Origin of the sequence: Pyrococcus kukulkanii, assembly GCF_041647995.1 — an archaeon.
Lineage (GTDB): Archaea > Methanobacteriota_B > Thermococci > Thermococcales > Thermococcaceae > Pyrococcus.
In genome coordinates this window covers 490,378-513,651 of record NZ_JARRIB010000001.1, presented here as the reverse complement: position 1 = coordinate 513,651, position 23,274 = coordinate 490,378, and the positions used below count along the sequence as shown (strand labels likewise).

General features: G+C 43.3%; 27 protein-coding genes and 1 tRNA gene. 9 read left to right on the top strand and 19 right to left on the bottom strand.

Going from position 1 to position 23,274, the window contains the following annotated elements; translation table 11 throughout:
* The first annotated feature begins 2 nt into the window (after positions 1–2).
* Together P8X24_RS03130 and P8X24_RS03125 are read left to right on the top strand one after the other, a co-directional pair.
* Positions 3–767: a bifunctional fructose-bisphosphatase/inositol-phosphate phosphatase gene (locus tag P8X24_RS03130; protein WP_372914013.1), complete on the top strand. Its 765-nt coding sequence runs from the start codon at positions 3–5 to the stop codon at positions 765–767.
* Positions 768–771: 4 nt separating this feature from the next.
* On the top strand, positions 772–3,048 hold the full coding sequence (locus P8X24_RS03125) for a DEAD/DEAH box helicase (RefSeq protein ID WP_372914012.1): 2,277 nt from the start codon (positions 772–774) through the stop codon (positions 3,046–3,048).
* A gap of 8 nt (positions 3,049–3,056) precedes the next feature.
* On the opposite strand, the gene P8X24_RS03120 is transcribed toward P8X24_RS03125, so the two are convergent.
* From P8X24_RS03120 to P8X24_RS03100, 5 genes are all read right to left on the bottom strand, one after another.
* Positions 3,057–3,830 carry an ABC transporter ATP-binding protein gene (locus tag P8X24_RS03120; protein ID WP_372914011.1) on the bottom strand — a complete coding sequence of 258 codons (774 nt, stop codon included), beginning with the start codon at positions 3,828–3,830 and terminating at the stop codon, positions 3,057–3,059.
* Positions 3,802–4,062, bottom strand: a complete 261-nt coding sequence (locus P8X24_RS03115; RefSeq protein WP_372914010.1) for a hypothetical protein — start codon at positions 4,060–4,062, stop codon at positions 3,802–3,804. The genes P8X24_RS03120 and P8X24_RS03115 overlap by 29 nt, the downstream gene beginning before the upstream one ends.
* 146 nt (positions 4,063–4,208) lie before the next feature.
* A complete protein-coding gene (locus P8X24_RS03110) occupies positions 4,209–5,000 on the bottom strand; it encodes a hypothetical protein (RefSeq protein ID WP_372914009.1) in 792 nt (263 codons plus the stop codon).
* A gap of 5 nt (positions 5,001–5,005) precedes the next feature.
* A complete protein-coding gene (locus tag P8X24_RS03105; RefSeq protein ID WP_372914008.1) occupies positions 5,006–5,821 on the bottom strand; it encodes a hypothetical protein in 816 nt (271 codons plus the stop codon).
* Positions 5,822–5,832: 11 nt separating this feature from the next.
* Positions 5,833–6,360 carry a hypothetical protein gene (locus P8X24_RS03100; protein WP_372914007.1) on the bottom strand — a complete coding sequence of 176 codons (528 nt, stop codon included), beginning with the start codon at positions 6,358–6,360 and terminating at the stop codon, positions 5,833–5,835.
* Between the two features lie 345 nt (positions 6,361–6,705).
* Between P8X24_RS03100 and P8X24_RS03095 the strand changes: the two genes are divergently transcribed.
* Positions 6,706–6,876 (top strand): preprotein translocase subunit Sec61beta, encoded by a 171-nt coding sequence (locus P8X24_RS03095; RefSeq protein WP_372842759.1) that lies wholly within the window; start codon positions 6,706–6,708, stop codon positions 6,874–6,876.
* On the opposite strand, the gene P8X24_RS03090 is transcribed toward P8X24_RS03095, so the two are convergent.
* Genes P8X24_RS03090 through P8X24_RS03060 form a run of 7 tightly spaced genes read right to left on the bottom strand, consistent with a single transcriptional unit; the run spans position 6,873 to position 12,250 of the window.
* Positions 6,873–7,526: a hypothetical protein gene (locus P8X24_RS03090; RefSeq protein WP_372914006.1), complete on the bottom strand. Its 654-nt coding sequence runs from the start codon at positions 7,524–7,526 to the stop codon at positions 6,873–6,875. The genes P8X24_RS03095 and P8X24_RS03090 overlap by 4 nt on opposite strands.
* Positions 7,527–7,572: 46 nt before the next feature.
* Complete coding sequence (locus P8X24_RS03085; protein WP_372914005.1) at positions 7,573–8,385, bottom strand: OB-fold nucleic acid binding domain-containing protein; 813 nt, start codon at positions 8,383–8,385, stop codon at positions 7,573–7,575.
* Positions 8,382–8,744 carry a replication protein RepA gene (locus P8X24_RS03080; RefSeq protein WP_372914004.1) on the bottom strand — a complete coding sequence of 121 codons (363 nt, stop codon included), beginning with the start codon at positions 8,742–8,744 and terminating at the stop codon, positions 8,382–8,384. Before P8X24_RS03080 ends, P8X24_RS03085 begins: the two co-directional genes overlap by 4 nt.
* Position 8,745: 1 nt before the next feature.
* Positions 8,746–9,822 (bottom strand): OB-fold nucleic acid binding domain-containing protein, encoded by a 1,077-nt coding sequence (locus tag P8X24_RS03075; RefSeq protein ID WP_372914003.1) that lies wholly within the window; start codon positions 9,820–9,822, stop codon positions 8,746–8,748.
* 25 nt (positions 9,823–9,847) lie between these two features.
* Positions 9,848–10,465 (bottom strand): SMC-Scp complex subunit ScpB, encoded by a 618-nt coding sequence (gene scpB, locus P8X24_RS03070; RefSeq protein WP_372914002.1) that lies wholly within the window; start codon positions 10,463–10,465, stop codon positions 9,848–9,850.
* A gap of 41 nt (positions 10,466–10,506) precedes the next feature.
* Positions 10,507–12,108 carry a Na+/H+ antiporter NhaC family protein gene (locus P8X24_RS03065; RefSeq protein ID WP_372914001.1) on the bottom strand — a complete coding sequence of 534 codons (1,602 nt, stop codon included), beginning with the start codon at positions 12,106–12,108 and terminating at the stop codon, positions 10,507–10,509.
* Entirely contained in the window at positions 12,101–12,250 is a 150-nt protein-coding gene (locus P8X24_RS03060; RefSeq protein ID WP_372914000.1) for a hypothetical protein, read from the bottom strand. Before P8X24_RS03060 ends, P8X24_RS03065 begins: the two co-directional genes overlap by 8 nt.
* 91 nt (positions 12,251–12,341) lie before the next feature.
* Between P8X24_RS03060 and P8X24_RS03055 the strand changes: the two genes are divergently transcribed.
* Entirely contained in the window at positions 12,342–13,328 is a 987-nt protein-coding gene (locus tag P8X24_RS03055) for an archaeosine biosynthesis radical SAM protein RaSEA (protein ID WP_372913999.1), read from the top strand.
* Here P8X24_RS03055 and taw3 read toward each other — a convergent pair.
* Positions 13,300–13,914 carry a tRNA(Phe) 7-((3-amino-3-carboxypropyl)-4-demethylwyosine(37)-N(4))-methyltransferase Taw3 gene (gene taw3 / locus P8X24_RS03050; protein ID WP_372913998.1) on the bottom strand — a complete coding sequence of 205 codons (615 nt, stop codon included), beginning with the start codon at positions 13,912–13,914 and terminating at the stop codon, positions 13,300–13,302. The genes P8X24_RS03055 and taw3 overlap by 29 nt on opposite strands.
* A 72-nt stretch (positions 13,915–13,986) precedes the next feature.
* Here taw3 and P8X24_RS03045 point away from each other — a divergent pair.
* The 4 genes from P8X24_RS03045 (at position 13,987) to tpiA (ending at position 16,189) form a co-directional block, all read left to right on the top strand.
* Positions 13,987–14,063 (top strand) — tRNA-His (locus tag P8X24_RS03045).
* A gap of 117 nt (positions 14,064–14,180) precedes the next feature.
* On the top strand, positions 14,181–14,834 hold the full coding sequence (locus P8X24_RS03040) for a protein-L-isoaspartate(D-aspartate) O-methyltransferase (protein WP_372913997.1): 654 nt from the start codon (positions 14,181–14,183) through the stop codon (positions 14,832–14,834).
* Positions 14,831–15,448, top strand: coding sequence for an HAD-IB family phosphatase (locus P8X24_RS03035; RefSeq protein ID WP_372913996.1), 618 nt, complete (start codon positions 14,831–14,833; stop codon positions 15,446–15,448). Before P8X24_RS03040 ends, P8X24_RS03035 begins: the two co-directional genes overlap by 4 nt.
* A gap of 51 nt (positions 15,449–15,499) precedes the next feature.
* Positions 15,500–16,189, top strand: a complete 690-nt coding sequence (gene tpiA, locus P8X24_RS03030) for a triose-phosphate isomerase (protein WP_372914187.1) — start codon at positions 15,500–15,502, stop codon at positions 16,187–16,189.
* On the opposite strand, the gene P8X24_RS03025 is transcribed toward tpiA, so the two are convergent.
* Both P8X24_RS03025 and P8X24_RS03020 read right to left on the bottom strand, forming a co-directional pair.
* Entirely contained in the window at positions 16,186–17,193 is a 1,008-nt protein-coding gene (locus tag P8X24_RS03025; protein WP_372913995.1) for a Gfo/Idh/MocA family protein, read from the bottom strand. The genes tpiA and P8X24_RS03025 overlap by 4 nt on opposite strands.
* Position 17,194: 1 nt before the next feature.
* Complete coding sequence (locus tag P8X24_RS03020; protein ID WP_372913994.1) at positions 17,195–18,220, bottom strand: Gfo/Idh/MocA family protein; 1,026 nt, start codon at positions 18,218–18,220, stop codon at positions 17,195–17,197.
* Between the two features lie 196 nt (positions 18,221–18,416).
* On the opposite strand from P8X24_RS03020, the gene P8X24_RS03015 reads away from it, so the two are divergent.
* Positions 18,417–19,565: a glycosyltransferase gene (locus P8X24_RS03015; protein WP_372913993.1), complete on the top strand. Its 1,149-nt coding sequence runs from the start codon at positions 18,417–18,419 to the stop codon at positions 19,563–19,565.
* On the opposite strand, the gene P8X24_RS03010 is transcribed toward P8X24_RS03015, so the two are convergent.
* Genes P8X24_RS03010 through P8X24_RS02995 form a run of 4 tightly spaced genes read right to left on the bottom strand, consistent with a single transcriptional unit; the run spans position 19,558 to position 23,187 of the window.
* Complete coding sequence (locus P8X24_RS03010; RefSeq protein ID WP_372913992.1) at positions 19,558–20,739, bottom strand: hypothetical protein; 1,182 nt, start codon at positions 20,737–20,739, stop codon at positions 19,558–19,560. The two genes, P8X24_RS03015 and P8X24_RS03010, sit on opposite strands and share 8 nt — an antisense overlap.
* 45 nt (positions 20,740–20,784) lie before the next feature.
* On the bottom strand, positions 20,785–21,426 hold the full coding sequence (locus P8X24_RS03005) for a Ribonuclease P protein component 3 (protein ID WP_372913991.1): 642 nt from the start codon (positions 21,424–21,426) through the stop codon (positions 20,785–20,787).
* Positions 21,405–21,869, bottom strand: a complete 465-nt coding sequence (locus tag P8X24_RS03000) for an RNA-binding protein (protein ID WP_372914186.1) — start codon at positions 21,867–21,869, stop codon at positions 21,405–21,407. Before P8X24_RS03000 ends, P8X24_RS03005 begins: the two co-directional genes overlap by 22 nt.
* Before the next feature lie 40 nt (positions 21,870–21,909).
* Entirely contained in the window at positions 21,910–23,187 is a 1,278-nt protein-coding gene (locus P8X24_RS02995) for a tRNA (N(6)-L-threonylcarbamoyladenosine(37)-C(2))-methylthiotransferase (protein WP_372913990.1), read from the bottom strand.
* Positions 23,188–23,274 lie beyond the last annotated feature (87 nt).

Here is a 23,274-nt window from a genome sequence, read left to right as displayed (position 1 = left end):
CCATGGATGTGAAGTGGTGGAGAAAGGTTGCCCTTGATGTGATACATGAAGTTGAAACTAACGTTATGGCGCTGTTTGGGGATCCTAGGGCATCTGAAACTATAGCAATAAGTCCCAGTGGGGACGAGACTAAGCTGATAGACAAGGTAGCCGAAGATTCCATACTTGCAAAGCTTAGGGGATTGGGCGTTAACATAGTTAGTGAAGAAGTTGGCACTATAGACCGGGGAAGTAAGTATACGGTTCTTGTAGATCCTCTTGATGGATCCTATAATTTCATAGCTGGAATTCCCTTTTTTGCAGTAAGTGTAGCGGTATTTGAAGGTAAAGAACCTGTTTACGCCTTTATATACGAGCCCGTGATGGATAGGCTATTTGAAGGAATTCCTGGCAAAGGTGCATATCTAAACGGCAGAAAAATTAGAGTTAGGAAGCCTAGTGAAAAGCCAGCAATAAGCTTTTACACGAGAGGAAGGGGAATAGAACTTGTGAATAAGGTGAAGAGAACGAGAACTTTAGGAGCTATAGCCCTTGAACTTGCATACTTGGCCATGGGGGCATTGGATGGTGTTATAGACATAAGGAAGTACGTAAGGCCAACTGACATAGCAGCTGGAGTTATAATAGCTAGGGAAGCGGGTGCATTAGTCAAGGATTCAGATGGTAGGGACATAGAAGTTTCGTTTAGTGCCACCGAGAAGCTTGACATAATAGCAGTTAACAGTGAAGAGCTCTTAAATACAATTCTCACAGAACTAAAGAAGTGATAGGATGTACCTGAAAAAGGAGTTACTTCAACCAAGGTTGTATCAGGAAGTCATATACGCTAAGTGCAAGGAGAGAAACTGCCTAATAGTCCTCCCAACCGGGTTAGGTAAGACGATAATAGCCATGATGATCGCAGATTATAGGTTAAGTAAGTACGGTGGTAAAGTCTTAATGTTGGCCCCCACTAAGCCCCTAGTCCTCCAACATGCTGAAACGTTTAGGAAGTTCTTTAATCTTCCCCAGGATAAGATAGTTGCTCTTACGGGTGAAAAAAGCCCAAGTGATAGGCAGAGGGCTTGGGCTAGGGCTAAGGTTATAGTGGCAACTCCTCAAACTATTGAAAATGATCTCCTCGTTGGTAGGATAAGTTTAGAGGATGTAGTTCTGTTGATATTCGATGAAGCCCACAGGGCAGTGGGCAACTACGCCTATGTGTACATAGCCAAGGAGTACAGAGAGCAGGCAAAGAATCCCCTTGTTATAGGGCTAACGGCCTCTCCTGGAAGCACTCCTGAGAAAATTATAGAAGTCCTGAATAACCTGGGGATAGAGCATGTTGAGTACCGTTCGGAAAGCTCTCCCGATGTTAGGCCCTACGTCCAGGGAATAAAGTTTGAATGGATAAGAGTCGATCTACCCGAACTGTACAAAGAAGTTAGGAAGCTGTTGAGGGAAATGCTTAGGGACACCTTAAAACCCTTGGCCGAAGCCGCCCTCATAGATTCCTCTTCTCCCGATATACCTAAGAAAGAAATTTTGCGGGCTGGGCAGATAATAAACGAGGAGATGGCCAAAGGCAATCACGATTTGAGGAAGTACCTCCTGTTCCACGCAATGGCCCTGAAGCTCCACCACGCTATAGAGCTGTTGGAAACTCAGGGTTTATCGGCCCTGAGGGCTTACCTAAAGAAGCTCTATGAGGAGGCAAGGTCAGGATCAACCAAAGCGAGCAAAGAACTATTTTCAGACAAGAGGATGAAGAAGGCAATAAGTTTGCTTGTCCAAGCTAGGGAGCTTGGGCTTGACCATCCAAAAATGGACAAGCTAAAGGAGCTAATAAAAGAACAGATCAAGGAAAAGCCAAATTCAAAGATAATAGTATTTACGAACTATAGGGAGACAGCAAAGAAGCTTGTGGAAGAGCTGAGTAAAGAAGGCTTTAAGGTGAAGAGATTCGTCGGTCAGGCAAGTAAGGAAAACGATAGGGGAATGAGCCAGAGGGAGCAAAAGCTCGTTCTTGACGCCTTTGCAAGGGGAGAGTTCAACGTTTTAGTTGCGACGAGCGTGGGGGAGGAAGGATTGGATGTTCCAGAGGTTGACCTTGTGGTATTCTACGAGCCTGTTCCCTCCGCGATAAGGAGTATACAAAGGAGGGGAAGGACTGGAAGGCACAGGCCGGGTAGGGTTGTAATTCTTATGGCTAAGGGGACTAGGGATGAAGCCTACTACTGGAGCTCAAGGCAGAAAGAAAAGATAATGCAGGAGACAATAAGAAAGGTAAGTCAGATGATAAAGAAACAGAGGCAGACATCTCTTGAAGCTTTTGTTCAAAAGGTTGAAAGTGAGAAGAAGGGGCTTGAGGCGTGGCTCTCTCGGGAAGAACCTAAGGAAGAGAAGGGTAGGGAAGAAAAGAAAGGGATTAAGGTCGTCGTTGACAGCAGAGAATTAAGGAGTGAAGTGGTTAAGAGATTGAAAACCCTGGGCATTAAGCTTGAGTTTAAAACTTTGGATGTTGGGGATTACATAGTTAGCGAGGACGTTGCGATAGAGAGGAAATCAGCTAATGATTTTATTCAGTCTATCATAGATGGAAGGCTTTTCGATCAAGTTAAGAGGCTTAAAGAGGCCTACCCCAGGCCCATAATGATCATCGAAGGTCAGCTCTATGGGATAAGGAACGTTCATCCAAACGCGATAAGGGGTGCAATTGCCGCGGTAACAGTTGATTTTGGCGTCCCGGTAATATTCTCTTCAAACCCTGAAGAGACTGCCCAGTACATATTCCTGATAGCGAAGAGGGAGCAGGAGGAAAAGGAGAGGGAAGTGAGGATAAGGAGCGAGAAAAAGGCAGTAACGTTGGCCGAGAGGCAGAGGCTCATAGTTGAAGGACTACCCCACGTTTCAGCAACATTAGCAAAGAGGTTACTCAGACATTTTGGGACGGTTGAGAGGGTTTTTACAGCGAGTGAAGCTGAATTGATGAAGGTTGAGGGGATAGGGGAAAAGATAGCGAGAGAAATTAGAAAAGTTATTACGGCACCATACAGGGAGGAGGGCTAGCATTTTATTTAAAACTGCTCAGCTAGCCATTTTTCAAGTGACAATGGTTCAATTGACACTATTCTTTTACCCTGGGAAACAAGCCTGTTTATCTCTCCTACGTTATTGATGATAACTGTTCCATCTTCAAATACTGCTCTAAACCCACTTATGTTTTTCAATTCGTTTTTCATCAAGTTTTTTATCACTTTGCCATTGTGTAAAACTACAATGCTGTCGACTTTGTCTATGTTAATGAAAACGTGGGATACAATGATTATGTTAATTTTCTTCTTTAGTTCGAGAAATGTTTCCATCATTTTCTTCTTTGCAATTATATCTACGTTGCTGAAGGGCTCGTCAAGAAAAACCACTTTCGGAAAGCCAACAAAAGCACTAGCTACTAGAAATCTTCTTTTGTATCCTTGAGAAAGTTCTCCAAATTTCTTTGTCTTGACGCTTTCTAAGTCAAAGAGTGAGAGAATTTCATCTGTGTTATCATTTCCTCGAAATTCTCCAATCGTGTGGAGGTAGTCAATGATCCTGATTGAAGATGGGAACACAGTTTTTTCATAAGAAAAAGATATATCGTTGGGCTTAAGATTAAGATAGTGTTTTTTAAGGATCTTTATCTCTCCTGAGTCAGGAGGTATTATATTGCTGACTATCTTGATAAAAGTTGTTTTTCCACTCCCATTGGGGCCAAGTATATATGAAAGGCCTTTCTCGAGAGTAAAACTGACGTTGTCAAGGGCTTTGATTTTTCCATATGATTTACTCAAGTTTGAACACTCTAAGAGCATATGTCGTTCCCCCTCCTGCAATTAATACTAATACCACGTAGAACAGCGGAAACTCTATTTCAGGTTTCAGTATGATGGCAGTTTTTCCCTTATTCTTTATGACTGCTGCTACTCCGACGGCACGAATACTTGTGCTGAAATTTTTGTCAAATCTGCCTTCTGCGGTAAAGACTGTGACATTAGTCCCCTCTATTTTATACTTTCCGGCGAAAGGGAGAACAACTTCTTCCATGCAAACGGAATAAAGATTTTGATTTTCGTCGTTAAAAGTAAGAAATTGCACTTCTACGATTTTGTTAGATGCATGGTAAAAGAGACCTGATAGCGTCAGTACGAAGAGTATAGTTGACATCAAAAAGGCTTTTTTAATGCTTACTTTCAATAGTAATCCCCCCTTTCAAATGCCTTTAAGGACAAAGCTGGAGACACTGCAAACAAAGTCGTTCCAATTAATCCCCATTTTCCGAGGGGTATTTGTCCTGAGGTTGATAACCAAACGAGTAGTCTGAAGAAGGGGAAAACAAGGTCACCAACGTTCTCTAATGTAAGGAAGATACCAGCTACTAAAAAAGACATTAGGATCGAATACGCATACTCCTTAGATATAGCACTTAATGTTGCAGAAAGGAAAACTCCCCAAAGAGAGGAGAGAATCATTACCAAAAGCAAGATCACAAGATCGGACTTTAGGGCTTTAACTCCCGTAAGGGGAAATATTGCTGCGAGTCCTATGGTCAGTATAGAGGCTAGGAAGAGGGAGTATAATATAAGTGGAGCTATTCTATGAAAGAACACCTTCTTCTTGTTTCTTACTAGTCCTATGTCGTAAATTATTGTGCCCGTTGACAATGCTTTCCCGAAAGTTAGTGCGGTCAAAACAGATGTTACAAGAAAAGCTCCTATGAGAGACGTCCTAATCCCCCTGTTAAACGCTTTCATCTGCTCTGTGGAGACATCCTGAATAAATGGAGCTAGAGAAGTTTCGAATTGAGCTAGGGTTTCTTCAACGTCGGCTAGGGGGACAGTTTTCAAAAGTTTAGCTCCACCAATTCCTGAAAGATTAAGGTCAATAAACGCAGTCCAAGAGAGGTACAGGAGTAAGGAAGGAGCTAAAATTATTAGGGCAATTATTCCAGTGCTTGAACTAATTTCTAGACTTACATGCTTCATTTTTATCACCTCGACTTGGCTATTATAAAGAGCCCTGCCCCGAATAACACAATAAGACCTAACAACACACTTTCATTCCCCGAATTATCGCTTTTCAGAAATTCTAAGATTTTGTCTGAAGGCTGGATTTCGAACCCAAGTAAAACTGGCCCTCCATATATCCCAAACGGGTCTTTAGGATAAAGCAACTCACTACCCACGACATATGGCGGCTTTGTTAGAAGGTTTGCATATTTTATTTTGACTGGACTATCACAGGTTGTGTTACTTGAGGGGAGGAGAGTCCCGTAACAGAAAACGTACATAAACTCTCTAGTTGACATAATGTCAATTGGTTTAGGAATTGTTACCTTGGTGTTATTTGTTAGGTATACATCTGCTCTTTCCATTTTTTCAACCTTAAGGAATTCAAAAATGTGGAAGGGCTTGAGCTCCTTCTCATCTCCAAATATGTAGAATGGAAATAGTACCCTTGTATTGTTAAGCTTGAAGGTATTAGTCTCCTTGTCGACAATAAAATTAATTATAAACTTCTTCTGTGTTAAGTTAAATCCAGAAAAATCCCTTATGAAGAGCTCTACAGAAACGTTTACGGACTTTCCTAGGTCTTGACAGCTTAATATTCTGACATCCCCTACATATCTCGTGTTTCCAGCTCCCTTCGGAGTTATATATGGAACAGTCTCATAGGTATCTGAGTCAACTTGACGTAATGGAATTATTGAAACAGATCCCGTTATTCTGCAGTCCTCAGTAGCGATTACACTATCTGTGATCAGGAGTGAAAGAAAGAATAATAAGACGAGCACAGCTTTTTTCAATAATATCCCCCCTATTCGTGAATATAAATTCTGCCACCAACATCCACATTGGGGTTGTAGATTACCACTTCTGTGTAGTCTTTCCAGAGGCTGTGTATTATTTTTCTGACGACTTTTACATACGCCACAGCATTAACTCTGTACCCATAGTCAGTTCTTTCCATGACCTTTTTCTTCCAGTAGTATGTCTTGTAGTACCTGACATCCTTTTCAGGCCCGTCAAGTTCTTTGGCTTTTACTTGGAGAAGATACTTTGGACTAACTGCTACCTTCCCATTGGAAAGGTGAGCAATACTGTACCCTGATGCTGCTCCAGCGGCAACTCCATATTCTCCAGATATGACTACCTTGAAAGTAAGGTACGCACTCCCATACCTGGCTGTAAGCTCTATGTTGGCGGAGGTTACACCATCTGCCGTATCAACCCATTCCCCTAGAATGGCAGCTGATACGGGTTCATGCCCCATGACGAAGTTCGTTGGGATTATATTTCCAAAAATAAGTATTATTGTAAACAGCAATTTAGTTTTAGTACTCATCTCTCATCACCTCGATACTATTTGATCTAACTATTTATAATTTTTTTGTTCCATATATGTAATTTTATATGATAAAATATTTTAATAGAAAAAGTGGATAAAGTTAAAAAGTTAAGTAAATGCCCTAGAGAGTGGTGTAATCACGTTAATAATTGACACGTCATTTCTTACTAATCTGAAAAGAAAGTTTTTTAGGAAAAGAAAAGTGATCCCATGTGCCCGGGGGGAGCGAAGGGGAGTCATCGCTCGGGCTTCTCCTTCAGCTCATCCCCCGCGGTTGCCCCGGGCATTAAAAATTAGCAAGGTTTTTATATAACTTTGACTAGCTGGAGGTAGGTGAAGAGAATGGCCAAGGAGAAGGCAACGCTACCTCCAACTGGTGCAGGGTTGATGAGGTTCTTTGATGAAGACACTAGGGCAGTAAAAATAAGTCCAAAAGGAGCCATAGCCCTTGTATTGATATTTATAATGCTTGAGGTTCTCCTTCATGTCGTTGGCCCAAGGATATTCGGTTAAATTGGTGTCTTCTTTAGTCCTCTAGCATTTAACTCATCATTTACTATCCTCCTCATTATATCTTCTAAGTAGCCAGAGATAAGCGTCTCGACATTGGCCTTTATGTTATCTATGTCGTGCCTTATTCCCTCAAGCAATTTGATGTACTCCCTTGCCATCTCAAGTTGCCCCTCCTGCTTGAGTAACTGCTCTTTGAGGTGATCGAAGTCATCCTCAAGCACTTCTAACCTTCTAACTTTCCTTTTAAGTTCCTCTAATTCTCTCTCAAGTTGTTCTTTTTCAGATTTTAACTTTCTTATTTCCTCTTCTTTCTTTTCTAGTTCCTTAACGAGGTTATTATATTCTTCAGCTATCTGAGCAAGCCTTTCTATCTCTCTCAATGGAGGGACTTTTCCATCTCCCAGGATTACTACATCGGGCCCAACGTTTACTATATCTGAGGGCTTAACCTTTATCTTTTTTTCTGATGAAAACATTCCTGAATGAAATTCTCCTCTCGAGACATTTTCAAGAGCTTTCATTTTGAATATAAAGAGATATTGATCGCCGGACACTTCAACGTTTATGTCAGTAACGTAACCCAAGATTTGTCCCTCTGGAAGTGAAATTACGAACTTGTTAACAAGTTGCATTCCTTGACTCTCCTCCATTAGTTTTCACCCTCTACTTTTCGTAGCTAATTCTACTTAACGTTTTCTAAAGCAACTTATAGTAACCTGTTTCTGGCTCATATATCTCTCCATCGATCAGCAATTCTGCTATTGCATCTTCTATGGTCTCTTCGTCGTACTTGCTCCCAAGCTTCTTCATCAAATACTTCCTTGATACTGCAATTTTTTTCTGCCTTAATATCTTGAGTATCTCTTCCTTGACTTCCTCTAAGAGCTCATTTTCCTCCTTGGTCTCCTCTTCAGTAACCTCTTCCTCAAGTAGCTCTTCTACTGGCTCTTCTATGGCTCTCTGCTCCATCATTATGCCGTAAAGCTCGTCTATCGTCTCAAGCAGATCCTCGTCTATTCCCTTGTTCTTGGCTATTACCTTTGACTTTGCGGTAATTCCGTACTGGTTGTAAATCTCCAAGGCTATCTTGGCCTTCCTTATGTGCTCGACCTTTTCCTTAAGCGTTTCATAGCGGTGGAGTATCCACATGTTTGGATGGACTTTGGCAACTCCCTCGACCAGTATCTGCTTGTCATCTCTCCACTCCGCTATCTTCCCTATCACCTGAACTAGATCACCCTTCCTCACGAGCTTGGCAAACTTCGTGTCATCCCTGAATCCAAGAACCCAAATTACCCCAGTGCCGTCGTCTATCTGAAACTTACCGTAAGTCTCGTCTTCAGCTATAAGGGGCTCCCTAACCACCGTTCCCACTACCTTTGCCCTGTATATCTTCCTGGCATCCTTGGTTATTAGGTAGTTTGGCTCAAAGTCACCCTCACTCTTAACGAAGTACCCCTCCAGGATATCCTTGATGTAAACCCGAGTAGCAGGCATTCTCTTCTTCATTCTGACCACCACACCAGCTCTCTTTCTAATTTAGGCAAAACTTTCCTCTCTAACTCCATAATCTCCTCCAACGCCTCTAGATCTGCATCGCTGAAGTCTTGGATAATTTCACCGTAAATGTGCATGCCTTCCTCGTTCCGTATTATCCTCCCTATCACTCTCACTACCTGACCAACCTTTGGTAGCTCGCCCTCACTCTCGATTATGGCAACTCCAGTTCCATCATCGAGCCAGAACATATATTCCATTTTATCGACCTTGATCACCCTACCGATCAGCGAAACTCTGGTGTCATCTTCTCGAATCTCACTTATTCTTCTCTCTACGGCAGGTTTTCTCCTCCTTATTGGTTGTTCCATTTTACATCACCCCTCCCTCTTCGAGCTCTCTCTTAACTCTCTCTATCTCCCTCCTATAATCAACGTCCTCCCAAGAGGACGCTCTTAGAATTAAGCCTAGGAATCTATCTTCTATGACGTTTCCCCTGACTACTATTTCCTTCCCTATTATTTTGTAAAACTCCTCCTCAGCTAGCTTTCTTGCCGCTTCTTTCATCGTCATTCCCATGCTCTCCATCTCTCTAATTTTCTCGGATATCTCTTCTGGGCTAACGCCTAGGAGTTCTTCTGCGTCATCACCGAAAAGGGTAACCCTTATGTAGCCCGTCCCATCATCTAGTCCAAAATCTAGGATCGTGATCTTTATTGGTTCGACTTCCCCGTGCTCTGGACATATCCACGTCTCTGTTCCGGGGTCATAGTCAACTTTTTTCTTGCACTCGGGACATGCATCATAAACTAGAACCCTGTAAACTTTAGCTATGGTTCCCCTTACCTCTATGAACCTGTCTCCCGCTTCGATGTCCTTAATCTTTTTCCTCGTGTACGTGGCAATTCTGACTTCCTCAAGTGGTGGAATTGAATTTACCCTTGGATCTTCTGGGTTAAGAATAATTCTTGCCCTAAAGTTTATGTGCAACTCTGGGAGTCCTGAGAGGCTCTCCCTCACTTGCGCGTCTAGAACCTTGATTACATCACCAACTTCAATCTTGTTATAGTACTCGAGAACTTTGGAATCCCATAGAACTACCCTTGCCCTCCCGCTATCATCGTATATAATTAGGCTGGCAACCCTCCCAGCTGAGCCATCCTTCTTGGTGTATTCCCTGGGTGGATACTTCTTAAGCACTCTTCCTACTACGTTTACCTCCCTGGGATCCACTCCTGGGTACAAATCTGAGATTTTCATGAGGTTCTCTTCTTTTTCTTCTATCAATTCTATTCCTAATCTTTCCGCAAGCAGTGCTGCAGCACCCTGTTCGCTTAGTAGTGGATCCTCTTCCATGATTTTCCTGATCTCTTCCTCAATTTCCTCTTTACTCATTCCGGTTTTCCTTTTGATTATCTCGATAATCTTCTCCTTTGTCAGCACGACCATACCTACCACCTTTCCAATAATTTAATTAAGTGGGGTTTTTAATACTTTCGTCTGTGGTACTGGACTTGGTAGTAGGATCCTTCTCCCGGCTCTCAGTTTCTTCCAGCTTCTTAACAAGATCTTCATATTCTGCGTGAATAACTTTCTTGAAGGCTTCTCTTATGACCTTGGGATCATTTTCTGGAAATCCGTAGAGCTCAGCAAACTTCTCGGTAGTTCCGAGGAGTTTTGTTCTTTCGTAGGGTTCAGCGTATATTAAACCCATCTCGAGGAGCCTCCTTATATGCTCGTAAGCTTGGTTCCCCCTAAGCTTGATTATCTTGCTCTGCTCTACGGGTTGAAGGTAGGCTATTAATGCGAGTGTCTTTAGCTCTCCAGATCTAAGCTCTGGCTTCGGCATTAGGTGGATGACTCTCTGCGAGTATTCCTGCTTAACCTGCATGACCCACTTGTCTCCTGCAACTTTAACTACTTCAATTGCGCTCTTCCTCTCTGCATACTCACTCGCTATAAGCTCGATCAGCTTCTCGAGGTAATCTTGGGATTTAATGCCAAGGGCTTTAGATAGCTCCTTAACGCTTAGCGGTCTCCCAGCGACAAAAAGTGCAGCTTCAACTAACGCTTTATCCTCAAGCAATCCCATGATTTGCACCTAAGGATAAATAGAAAAGGGGAACTTAAAGTTCACTCTGAAATCTCAGTTGGATATATCGGAACCTTTCCATGAGGAATGCCGTACTTCTTGCCATACCACTCGCTGAGGAAGTACCAGGCTAGGACAAGGAGGACAGTGCCTATTGGCAGGAGTATTACTGGACTTCTAATGCCCGCAGCGAAGAGGATGTAGAGGACTAAACCGACCGAGGCCGCTGTTACTGCATATGGTATCTGTGTCGTAACGTGGTCAATGTGATCTGAGCCTGAGAACATTGAGCTCATGATTGTGGTATCGCTTATTGGTGAGCAGTGGTCTCCGAAGATACCCCCTGCGAAGACAGCACCTATGCTCGCGTAGAGAACGTGAGGATCATTCGGAGCGAGCTTATAAGCAAGTGGAATTGCTATGGGCATTAGTATTCCGAAGGTTCCCCAGCTCGTTCCAGTTGTGAACGATATGAACATTGCCGTTAGGAAGATTATCATTGGGATTAATCCTGCAGGAACCTTTGCGCTTTCTGCCAGGCCGACAACGTACTCTGCAGTTCCAACGGCCTCAGTTGCACTCTTGATGCTCCATGCTAGGACTAAGATTACGGTAGCCATCATCATCTGCTTCATACCCTGAATCATTGCATTCTCCACTTCCTCGACGGTCATCGTTTTAGTTGCCAATATTAGGACGAGGGCAACTAGCACCATTGCGAATGAACCCCAGAGCAGTGAGGTTGCTGAATCTGCATTCCCAAGAATATCTCTGAAGGAACATGCACCTTCACATGCACTCTTACCCGTGTAGTAAAGACCGTAGAGTGTAACGGAGACCAATGATAGGATTGGCCAGATGAAGAAGTGGATACTACCCTCCTCAACTTTTGGCTGTCCTAAGTCGCTCTCAGTTGCCATGAGTGGCTTTGCCCCATCCCTCACAACTTTTCCAGTTGTTCTTGCCCTTATCTCTGCCTTAAGCATCGCACCGTAGTGTCTCTGCGTGTAGGCTATAATGAAAACGAGGATTATTGCGAATATTGAATAGAACCTGTAAGGCACGCTGTGAAGCCATGCATAGTATTCACCCATCGATATGTTAAGTTTTCCAAATACTTCCTTAATTAGACCCAGCTCATAGCCTATCCAAGTTGAGACTAGGGCAATTCCAGCTACCGGTGCGGCGGTTGAATCGTCAATGTACGCAAGCATCTCTCTCGAAACCCTCATCTTGTCGGTTATTGGCCTCATTGTGTTACCAACTATTATCGTATTCGTGTAGTCATCGAAGAACACGAGGACTCCAAGGAGCCATCCAAGAAGTGTTGCATCTCTGCTTGTCTTTATCCTCTTAGTTAGGGCGTTTGCTATTGCATGGACTCCACCGGACTTGTATATTAATCCAACACCTGCACCAATTAGGAAGTCGAAAATTAAGATTGTGGCGTTCCAGCTGTCCGTTACATTCCCCACTATCCATTCAAAGGTTTTTATCGTACCAGTTACTGGGTTCCATCCAGCGGCCATCCAACCCCCTACCCAAACACCTGCGAACAGAGCAAACACAACCCTCTTCGTCCATATCGCTAGCACTATAGCTACCAATGGAGGTAACAGGGATAAGACCCCAAAATCACCCATCGATGCCACCTCCTAAAATTTTTCGGCCAGGTGTTTTAACCTCGGATTCTTTTCCTGGGTTTTTCCTGCTTAGGGTTAAAAAATGTAAAGGCACTGTTGCTTTTACTGTTCCAGTAAAAGTTCTTACTCGTACGTCGATCATCAAAAAAGATCTTTAATGTCTTTGTTTAAAATCTTTGCTTATCCCCGGCGTGTCAATAACGCTTTTAAGATCGGGTGTTTATGACAGGTTCATGTACTGGATTGGAGAAGACAACGTTGCTGGGGAACCTGGAAAGGTGCTCTACGTGATACTCCCTACGATTGGGTGTTACAGGTATAGGGTTGGAAAAGCATGCTACATGTGCTCTTATCCCGCCCAGGCCCCCAGGAATACATCTCAACAAAAAATTTTGAGACACTTTCTTGAGGCTCTCTCCAAAATAAAGGACAGAGAGGGGAGATTCGCAGTTAGGATTTTTACTTCGGGATCATTCTTTGATTCGGCTGAAGTTAGGAGAGAAACTAGGTTAAGGATATTTGAGGAGATAGCCAAGCTTGACAACGTTTACGAGATAGTCGTTGAGACGAGGAGCGAGATAATAAAGAGGGAATGGGTTGAAGAGCTCACAGAGATAGTCAAGGGAAAGTGGTTTGAAGTAGCCCTGGGGCTCGAAACTGCTAATAATGATATCGCGGATGTATCAATAAATAAGGGAAACACATTTGAGCAGTTCGTGAGGGCTAGCGAGATTATTCACGATGCTGGAGCTAGAGTCAAAACGTACCTCCTTTTAAAGCCCATCTTCCTTTCCGAGAGGGATGCAATTGAGGATGTGAAGTACAGCATAGAAAGGGCCGAACCATATACTGATACATTTTCAATTAATATAACGAACATTCAGCGGGGAACACTTTACGAGATGATATGGGAAAAAGGTGAATACAGGCCGCCATGGCTCTGGAGCGTTGTTGAAGTTCTCAAGTGGGCAAAAAAGAGGTTCCCCAGGAAGAGGTTCCTCTCGGATCCTGTGGGTGCTGGATCAGTTAGAGGGCCTCACAACTGTGGCGACGATAAGGCCTTTGAGAAGGCAATAAGGCAGTTCTCGACGACTCAAGATATTAAACATTTGGAGAGCCTTCCTTTTGACTGCCTGGAGGAGTGGATGTATATAGTGGATGAGGGAATATTGGACTGGCAATTAGTTAAGACTAAGACTTCGCAATATTCAGATTTTTAAAGAGTGGATCCTCTCCTAATTCTTTCTTCAATCTTTCAAAGTTCTTGTAAAGCCTGGGGAGCCTTGATTTGCCCCTTTCTAACATCTGATTTCCAATTTCTATTGCAAACTTCAAGTATTCGTCAGTGACGAGAACTTTTCCATCCTTCCCCAGGGGGACGGTAAGGTACTCGGTTCCATTAATCTCAACGAGATACCTAGAGGATATTGCCTTAAAGGTTGTGTACTTAAAACCACTTGAAAGGCCAATTTCGTGAACAAGCTTGGCTTTCTCCTCATCCTCAGCCACCACGTGGAATATTGGAGGTTGGCTTTTCAGGAATATTATTCCGCTTTTAGCTTCCTTTAAAGCTTCTTTAGCCTCTTCAAACTTCAAAGACCTGTGAACTTTTATGAGCCATCTGGAAAGGGGTTTCGCTCCGAGTGCTGGCTCCTCTAATATCCCAATTCTCCCCGAACAGGAGGATGTCGTGTAAATTCCCTTTATTGAATTAATCAGGAGAAGTAGGTCGATGATGTCTTCATCAACTTCTTTTTTCTCCATTGCTTGAAACAGGCTTATTAATGCCTCGCGTTTAGCTTTCATAGAATAATCACCCTTCTTTGATTAATTCTGGCGAAAACTTTATAAATCTATTCTAAAAGCTTCGATTGAGTGGCCGGGGTGGTGTAGCCTGGTTAGCACAGGGGACTGTGGATCCCCTAGCCCGGGTTCAAATCCCGGCCCCGGCCCCAAAAGGTCTTCTTTCATTGAACAAGATTGCTAAACATCTTGTCATATGGTGGAATGATTACTTCTTTTAACCAAGCCGATGCATAATACTATAAACCCTTCACCAGAACAATTTCTCGATGGACGAGCTTTATGAGAAGTGGAAAAGAACCGTTGAAATGCTCGAGTGGGAGGGGATTATAAAAAGTAAGGAGGTTAGGGAGGCCTTTCTCAGGTACCCCAGGTACCTTTTCGTTGAAGACAGGTACAAAAAGTACGCTCACCTTGATGAGCCCCTTCCAATACCTGCGGGCCAAACTGTTAGTGCTCCTCACATGGTTGCGATTATGCTCGAGCTGGCCAAGCTGAAACCGGGTATGAACGTCCTTGAAATAGGAACCGGGAGTGGATGGAATGCTGCCCTAATCTCACACCTTGTAAAGAAGGACGTCTACACTATCGAAAGAATTCCTGAGCTAGTGGAATTCGCAAAGAGGAATCTCGAGAGGGCTGGCGTTAAAAACGTTCATGTTATCCTGGGAGATGGGACTAGGGGGTTCCCTCCGAGGGCTCCTTACGATGTGATAATAGTCACGGCTGGAGCTCCTAAAGTTCCTGATCCACTAATTGAGCAGCTAAAGCCTGGGGGCAGGCTCATAATCCCCGTGGGGAGCTATCACATGTGGCAAGAACTACTTGAAGTCATCAAGAAAAAGGATGGGAGTGTGGAAATAAAGAGCCACGGTGGAGTGGCTTTCGTTCCGCTAATAGGTGAATATGGGTGGAAAGAATGAAGCTAATAGCTTTCGACCTCGAAGGGACTTTAACTGACATGATAAGCTGGGAACTCCTCCATAAGAAGTTTAAAACGCATGATAAGGCTAAAGAGCACATGGAACTGTTTTTTTCTGGGAAGATAGACTATTATGAGTGGGCGAGGCTTGATGCCTCCCTCTGGAGGGGTAAAAACAGAAAAGAAGTTGAAGAGGTCTTTAGGGAAATCACTCTTAAAGACTACGCCCAGGAACTTCTTTCTTGGCTCAAGCGGAATGACTTCAAAACGGCAATAATCAGTGGTGGGCTGATGTGCTTAGCTAAGAGGGTTGCTGAAATCTTAGGTATCGATTACGTGTTTGCAAACGAGCTCGTGTTTGATGAAAGGGGTAGAATAACAGGGGACGTCATAGTTAGAGTTACATTCGACAATAAGGGTGAGATCCTCAGATCGTTAAAAGAGAGGCTCAAACCCGAGCTTACGATAGCGGTTGGCGACTGGAAGAATGACATACCGATGTTCAAGGAGGCTGATATTAGCATCTCCCTTAAGGGAGATGGGGCAATGTACAGGGCGAGGGATCTTAGGGAAGTTAAGGGTATAATTGAGAAAATTCTTCGCGAGCAATGTTAGTGATGCGAAAAGTTTAATGGGCACAATCTATATCCACCCTTGGTGATAACCATGACCAAGCTTAAGGAGCCTATTATCGCAATTAACTTCAAGACGTACATCGAGGCTACTGGGAAGAGGGCTTTGGAGATAGCGAAGGCTGCTGAAAAGGTTTACAAGGAGACTGGCGTAACGATAGTGGTTGCTCCCCAGTTTGCTGATCTAAGGATGATTGCTGAGGCCGTCGAAATTCCGGTTTTTGCCCAGCATATTGATCCCATAAAACCCGGAAGTCACACCGGTCACGTTCTTCCCGAGGCTGTTAAGGAAGCTGGAGCCGTCGGAACCCTGCTCAACCACTCCGAAAACAGGATGATCCTAGCTGATCTTGAGGCAGCTATAAGGAGGGCTGAAGAAGTTGGTCTAATTACCATGGTTTGCTCAAACAACCCTGCTGTAAGTGCTGCCGTGGCGGCTTTAAACCCTGACTATGTCGCAGTTGAACCTCCGGAGCTTATAGGGACTGGGATTCCAGTAAGCAAGGCTAAGCCTGAAGTTATCACCAATACGGTCGAGCTCGTTAAGAAGGTTAACCCCGACGTTAAGGTTCTCTGTGGTGCTGGAATAAGCACTGGCGAAGATGTGAAGAAGGCCATAGAGCTTGGAACTGTTGGAGTTCTCTTGGCAAGTGGTGTTACAAAGGCAAAAGATCCAGAAAAGGCAATAAGAGACTTGGTATCAGGAATAATAGGAAAAGATTAGAGCTCTATTTTTACCGCTTTTCCTGTTTTTGTAGATTCATATGCTGCTAAAACCACCGCAAGGTTCTTAAGGGCATCTTCTCCCGTAATTGGTGGCTCTTTATCTTGCTGAATTGCATCTATGAAGGCGTTTATTATCCCCTCAACGTCCGGCCTCTCCCAGTATATCTTCTCAGTTCTCTCCTGGTAGACCGTGAAGTCCGGATAAGCAGTCCTGATGTCAAGGAAACCGTCATCACCGACTATGTAATACTTCATCTCAAGTCCATAGGGATATCCTCTTGGATTTGCCCATCCTGCCGTTAATAGTGCAATGACGTTGTTTTTGAACTCTATTAAGGCTGTTCCAATATCATCAACCTTGAATCCCCAGATCTTTGAACCTATGTCGGCGTAAACTCTAACGGGTTCGCTTTCGGTCAGCCAGAATAATGAATCTATTCCGTGTGGGGCTGTATCCATAAACCCTCCTCCACCACTCTTCTTCGGGTCAAAGAACCAGCTTGTATCTAGGCCCTCCAAGAACATGGGTGGCTTAACGTACTCTGAGATAGCATAGATGTACTCCAATCTGCCTATCTCTCCACTTTCAACCATTTCTTTGGCCTTTCTTAATGGGTGTGTGAACCTCGGGTTGAAGGGAACCATCAGCTTTACTCCGGCTTTCTTTGCCACTTTTATTATCTCCTTCGCATCTTCTATTGTAAGGGCTATTGGCTTCTCTAGGAGGATATGCTTCCCTTCCTCGGCCGCCCTTATTGCTACCTCCTTGTGTCTGTACGTTTCTATTGCTATATACACTGCTTCCACGGTCTTGTCCTTGAGGAGCTCCTCATAACTGGGATAGAACTTTGCCCCGTACTTTCTAGCCTCGATCTTTGCGATGTTTGTGTTAGCTCCATCCCCCGAAATTGCAACAAGCTTTGCCCTTCTGCTAGCCCTTATCGTTGATGCGTACCTTAGGGCGTGAGGATGAGCGTAGCTTATAACTCCGAACCTCACCATATCACATCACCTCCAACTTAACGGGCTCGCCCTTTCTAATGCTCTCTCTCGCCTTTTCCGCTATGTATAAAGCTATTAGAGCATCTTTTGCTGTAACAACGGGTTCACAGTCACTCTTTATGCATTCAAAGAAGTGTCTAAGCTCAGCCTCAAATGCTTCGGGAAACGTTGACAGCATTGGTGAGAACCTTGGCATCTCGAATGTGCTCTTTACAACTCCCACGACTGGAGTATCCAGTGGGGTGTACCTTATCCTCCCGTTCTTCCCTATTATATCAAGGTGGTGGTAGAAGACGCCGTACTTAGCCGGTAGCGGATAGCTCCAGCTCACTTCAGCTATTCCGGTTTTGTCTCCCTCGAACTTTATGAACATGACGACATGATCGTAAGTCTTGTTTACTCTTGCCTCTCCTCTTATCGCTTTTCCTATTGCAAACACCTCAACGGGCTCACTCTCAAAAAACCATCTCAGGAAGTCTGTCACGTGAACGCCGAGATCTGTGATAACTCCGCCACTCTTGCTCTCATCCCAGTACCAGTAGTCGGCGGGAAATGGTAGGTGTTGCACTTCGGTCTTCCTAATCTGCATTGGTAGAATGTTCCTGGATTTTATCACATCTTTTATTTGTCTCCATCTCTTGTCGAACCTCCTTACGTGGCCAACAAAAAGCTTAAGCCCCTGTTGCTCTGCCTCCTTAATCATTTTTTCCGCTTCCTCTACCGTTAATGCTATTGGCTTCTCGACTATTACATTCTTGCCAGCCTTCAGCGCTTTTATTGTGAGCTCTGCATGTGTGTACGTTGGAGTTAATATCTCAACAACATCCATTTCTTGCTCTAGGAACTCATCTAAGTTCGTGAAGACCTTAGCATTGAGCTCTTTCCCTGCTTTTTTTGCTGCTTCCTCGTCTATATCCATTACCGCTACTACCTTTATCGTTTTCCTCATGGCCTTTAGTGCTGGCTTGTGGGCTAGGTTAAAGATGTTTCCACAGCCTATCACGCCGACTTTGAGTCTCTCTGGCATGACCGCTCACCTGTAACTATTTAGAGAGGCTTAAGGTTAAAAAAAGTGACGGTCATTTTTGAATGTCAAATATAGATGATAAATACGGCTGTATTAGCATGAAAAGCTCAATTAATCCCGACTTTCCTTAATGCTCAATTTAGTTACTAAAAGTTTTAAAATTCTTAGGAGGAGATAAGAGTGGAGGTGGTTGAAAATGAAGGTGGTCGTTGGAATTCCGAGCTATAACAACGCTGACACCATAGGGTACGTTGTAAAGCAAGCTGCTGAAGGCCTTAAGAAGTACTTTGGTGGAGGAATTATAGTTAATGCAGATGGTGGTAGCACGGATGGAACGAGAGATGTTGTCCTTTCAACAAAGGTTCCTCAAGGTGTTGAGGTTCACAGCTTTGTCTACAAGTGGCCAATTCCTGGAAAGGGCAGTGCTATGAAGGAGATCATGGAATTTGCGAGAGAAAGGGATGCTGATGCAGTAGTCTTCGTTGATAGTGATTTGAGAAGTATAACCCCAGAGTGGATATATAAGTTTGCTGAGCCAATTGAAAAGGGCTACGATTTCGTTGCTCCCCTCTACCTGAGACACAAGTGGGATGGAACCATAACCAACAACATCGCCTATCCAATGACAGCCTCCCTGTATGGGTACGACATAAGGCAACCCATTGGTGGAGATTTTGGCATAAGCGCCAAGATGATAGACCTGTACCTCAAGGACGAGGAAGTGTGGAAGACTGACGTTGCTAGGTTTGGAGTTGACATATTCCTCACGACGACAGCCATCGCCAACAAGAAGAAAGTAGTTCAGGTAAGCCTGGGGATGAAGATACACAATCCAAAGGATCCTGCTGCTTCCCTGGGTCCAATGTTTAACCAAGTCGTTGGTACCCTGTTCATGTTAATGAAGAGATATGAAAAAGTTTGGAGAGATGTTAAGGAGATAAGGGCTGTTGAGACTTGGGGAGAGGAAGTTAGAGGGGAGCCTGAAGAAGTTAAAGTAACCCTTGAATTATTAAAACGGAAATCAAAAGAACTATTTGAGAAAGAAAAGGATATTTTGAGAAAGATTCTTAGTGGAGAAACGTTTAATGGCGTAGTGAAGGCTCTTGAAAGCTTCGAATTCCCAGATGAGTTATGGGCAAGGGCTCTCTTTGATGGTGCAGTGGCCTACAAGAATGGAGTTATAAAAAATGCAGAACCTTTGATACCTCTCTACTTTGCTAAGACAGCTGATTTCGTAATAAAGACTGTGGATATGACTACAATAGAGGCCGAAAGACTTATCAGAGAAAGAGCTAGGACATTCTTAAAGGAGAAGAGCTATCTTATTGAGAGATGGTTTACTTGAGTCCCTCTGCTTGGTACATAGCCTTTAATACTTTTTCTCCTTCTTCATATTTTCTTATTGCCTCTTCTGCTAATTCTATAGCATCAAGGAACTTAGCATGCTTCATTAGGAAGGCAATAGCGTCAAGTATTTTTAGCATCTCTAACTTCATTTCTTTTGCCGCGATATATTTTATAATACTCGTCCTTATCCTAGCCCTTATATCGATCCTGCCCCCGGTTTCCTCCAATGCCTCTCTATAAACTTTCATTGCGTTCTCAAACTTTCCTAACCCCACTAGCGCTTCTGCTAGTTCAATGAGCTTATCCCCTACTATGTCAAATCTTCCTGAACTCCTGTATGTTTCAATAACTTGATTGAGCATCTTAATCAAGTTCACTCCAATAAGATTGGCTCTGTTAAAATTTCTTGCGAGCAGATATGCATACTGAGCTTTAAGTAGAAGCCTTGTCATGGTTTCCAAGTCACCTTCAGCGTATGCCAATTTGCTGGCTTTTTCGTAGTGTTTTCCTGCTGTCTCCATTAGTTCCCTGTACCTTTCATCATACCCGAATATGGCCTTTATATAATTGGCTACCCTTTCGAAGGCTTCTGCGCTCTCTTCGTACATCTCATTCGAAATTGCGTCCTCTGCAATCTTTCCATAGATTTCTACCAATCTTCCGGCTATTCTTTCTATTCCTTCCTTATTTGAGAGGAGATCATAATACCTATAAGCTGATTCATATGCTACTATTGCTGACTCGGTTTCCCCTGCTTCCTCGTAGCTTGAGCCTAAATCTTCGTACATTTTAGCAAATTCTTCAGCGTATTTTCTAACGTGTTCTTGATCTCCAAGAAACGTGAATGCCTCTATTACACTTAGGCATGAGTTAGTCAACTTATCCAAATTGACTTCTGATTTATCAATTTCCCTCTCTATTATCCGTAAGTAAAGGTATGCTGCCCTTAATGTTATGGGCTTTGCCTGTTCATACAATCCCAGCTTATTTCTCAATAGTATTCCAGCTTCTTTGTATAAACCTGCTGCTTTTTGGATGTCCTTTTTTTCTTCATACCCCTTAGCTGCCCTCACAAGCATTTTAACGCCGTCCTTAATTTTACCTTCCTTGATGTACCTGTACCCTTCCCTCTCAAGCTCCTCTGGAGTTGACATGAGAAGATCTATGTCCAACCCTCCACCCTCCCTTGCTTTAGCTTGAATTGTATTACCTTAATCTTATTTAAGCCTTTTTAGAGTGAGTTCTGGATACATAGAGAGAGATGCCTTTGCTTGTGGCATGTCCATGCCTAAGATTATCCCCAAACTTGCAAGATCCCTTGGTTCTCTGACTTCCCACTTGCTCTTGGATGAGGATGTTAAGAATCTTCTGAGCTTGTATTTGTTGGCAAGTTCCCATGCCTTTCTCATAAACCTTAGCATGTTTGCCCTCTCGTATTGGCTTGCATAAAGTAGTGGTCTTAGGGAGAACCCTAGGGCCACGTTTTTTCTTGCCATTAATCTTGCTAGGACATGGTCTATCCCTGCATCCTTTCTTCCTGCCCAGGGACTTATAATTGCATCGACACCCCTTTCAATTGAATATCTAACAATCCTAAGGTCTTTTGATTCGACGTAAATTAAATAGTCCTGCTTAAACTTCTGAATAACTTCTTTGACTAAGCTTGGTTTTGGATTGATTAATGTTATTGCAACTTTTCCATATCTTTCTTTAAGTTCCCTTAAAGTTAATTTGTCGAGGCTTCCTGGGGGAACTTCATAGGAAAAAATAACTTCATCAAACCATTCTTTGGCTAATTTGAACGCCTCCTCATTCCTTATGTCCATTTCAATCCATTTCACTCCCCACCCTCCAGCCATTCCTTCACTGCTTTGACAACACTCTCTTTTTTCATGGGAAACGCCTTTACCTTAATCCTCACATGGATTACATCTTCTCCTTCGCTAACTTTTACCTCCCCTAAGTAGGCTTTCTGTTTATCAAACCTTATGTAAAACGTTCCAGTCTCGTCAACCTTTTCCTCCGCGTGCTCCCAAAGGTACCTCCTATCTTCTTCGCTGAGCATGTTCCTTAAATTTTCGAGAAACTTCCTTACGTTTCTTGAGTGTCTTAGTTCTGCATCAACGACTAGGATGGGATTACCGAAGTATCCTTCAGTTTCGATGACTTCAAAGTCCACATCCTTGGCGGAGATGTCCTCGGGGAATAACGTTTCAAGGGCTTCAAGTACCTTTTCAGGATCCTCAGTTGCATGGATGAACGTTCTTATCCTGATGTTGTGAGCCTGAAGCCCCTTAGCCATTCTCACCACCAGAATAAATTGGAATAAATTATTAAAAACCTTAGCTTACTATCTCGCCTAAAAGATACGTTGAAGTTGCTCCTTTAACTTTTACTTCTGCGAATTTGCCTTTTTCTCCTTGGGGTAAAATTATATGCTTGTAATTCATCGTAACGGCATCCACGTTTCCTTTCTTCCCTTTCCCATGAATAAGAACCCTTAGCCTTCTCCCAATGTACTTTTTGTTAATCTCATAACTAATCTGTAACCTTATTCTGTGCATTATTCTTGACCTTTCCTTTATGAGCCATCCAGGAAGCTGTTTCCATTTAGCTGCTACAGTTCCTGGCCTTGGGGAGTACCTTGAAACGTTAACCTTATCTGGCTTAATTCTCTTTATTAGTTCAACGCTTCTTTGAAATGCTTCCTCTGTCTCTCCAGGAAAGCCTACGATTATATCGGTGTGTAAGTTTAGGTCTGGAAATTCCCTTTTAAAGGTCCTGACTATTTCTTCGAACTCTTCCACGGTATAATTTCTTCCCATTCTCCTCAGGATATCATTATCCCCGCTCTGAACGGGTAAGTGTAAAAATTTATAGACTTTCTCATCCTTGTAAGCATCTATAAGTTCGTCAAGAAACTTTATGACGTGATTTGGGTTCATCATTCCAACCCTTACCCTGAATTCTCCGTCTATTGCAGTTATCTCCTCTAAAAGCTTAGCTAGGTTGGTTCCTATGTCAAAACCATAACATCCGGTATCTTCTGCTGAAAGCCATATCTCCTTGTATCCTTGTCTAATTGCCCATTTCACCCATTCAACAACTTTTTCTGGGGCATAACTCTTTAAGACTCCTCTGGCAAGTCTCGTTGCACAGTACGTGCATGCATTCAGGCAACCTTCAGCTATCGGCACTATAAAGTGAACACCTCTTGGGGACAACCTGGGGAGGTCAAGCTTATCCAAATTTCTCTTCCTCCAATCGGGAACACTTATTAGCTTCTCTCCCCTTAAAGCGTACTCAACTGCTTGGGTAATTCTATCTATGCTCTTAACTCCCAATATCGCAGAAACTCTTTCATCTATGATTTCGGGGTTAACGTGAGGGAGGCATCCGGTAACTATAACTTTCTTTCCTCTATCTAGGAGTTCCCTAATCCTTCTTGCTATCTTTCTCTCCGTTGGATCTTTGACAGCACAGCTATTCACAATAACTATTTCTGCTTCATCGGCTGCATCAACTAGCTTGTATCCTGCTAAGTAGAGGAGAGCAGCCATCATCTCTCCATCTGCCCTGTTTCTCGCGCAACCGTAATTTTCAATATGGACTTTCACCATCATTTCAGCCTTGGAAGTTCACTTAATAGATTTTCGTTTGAAAGAAAATTATACACAGTTTTGGATACCTATCAAAAATCCTTCTGG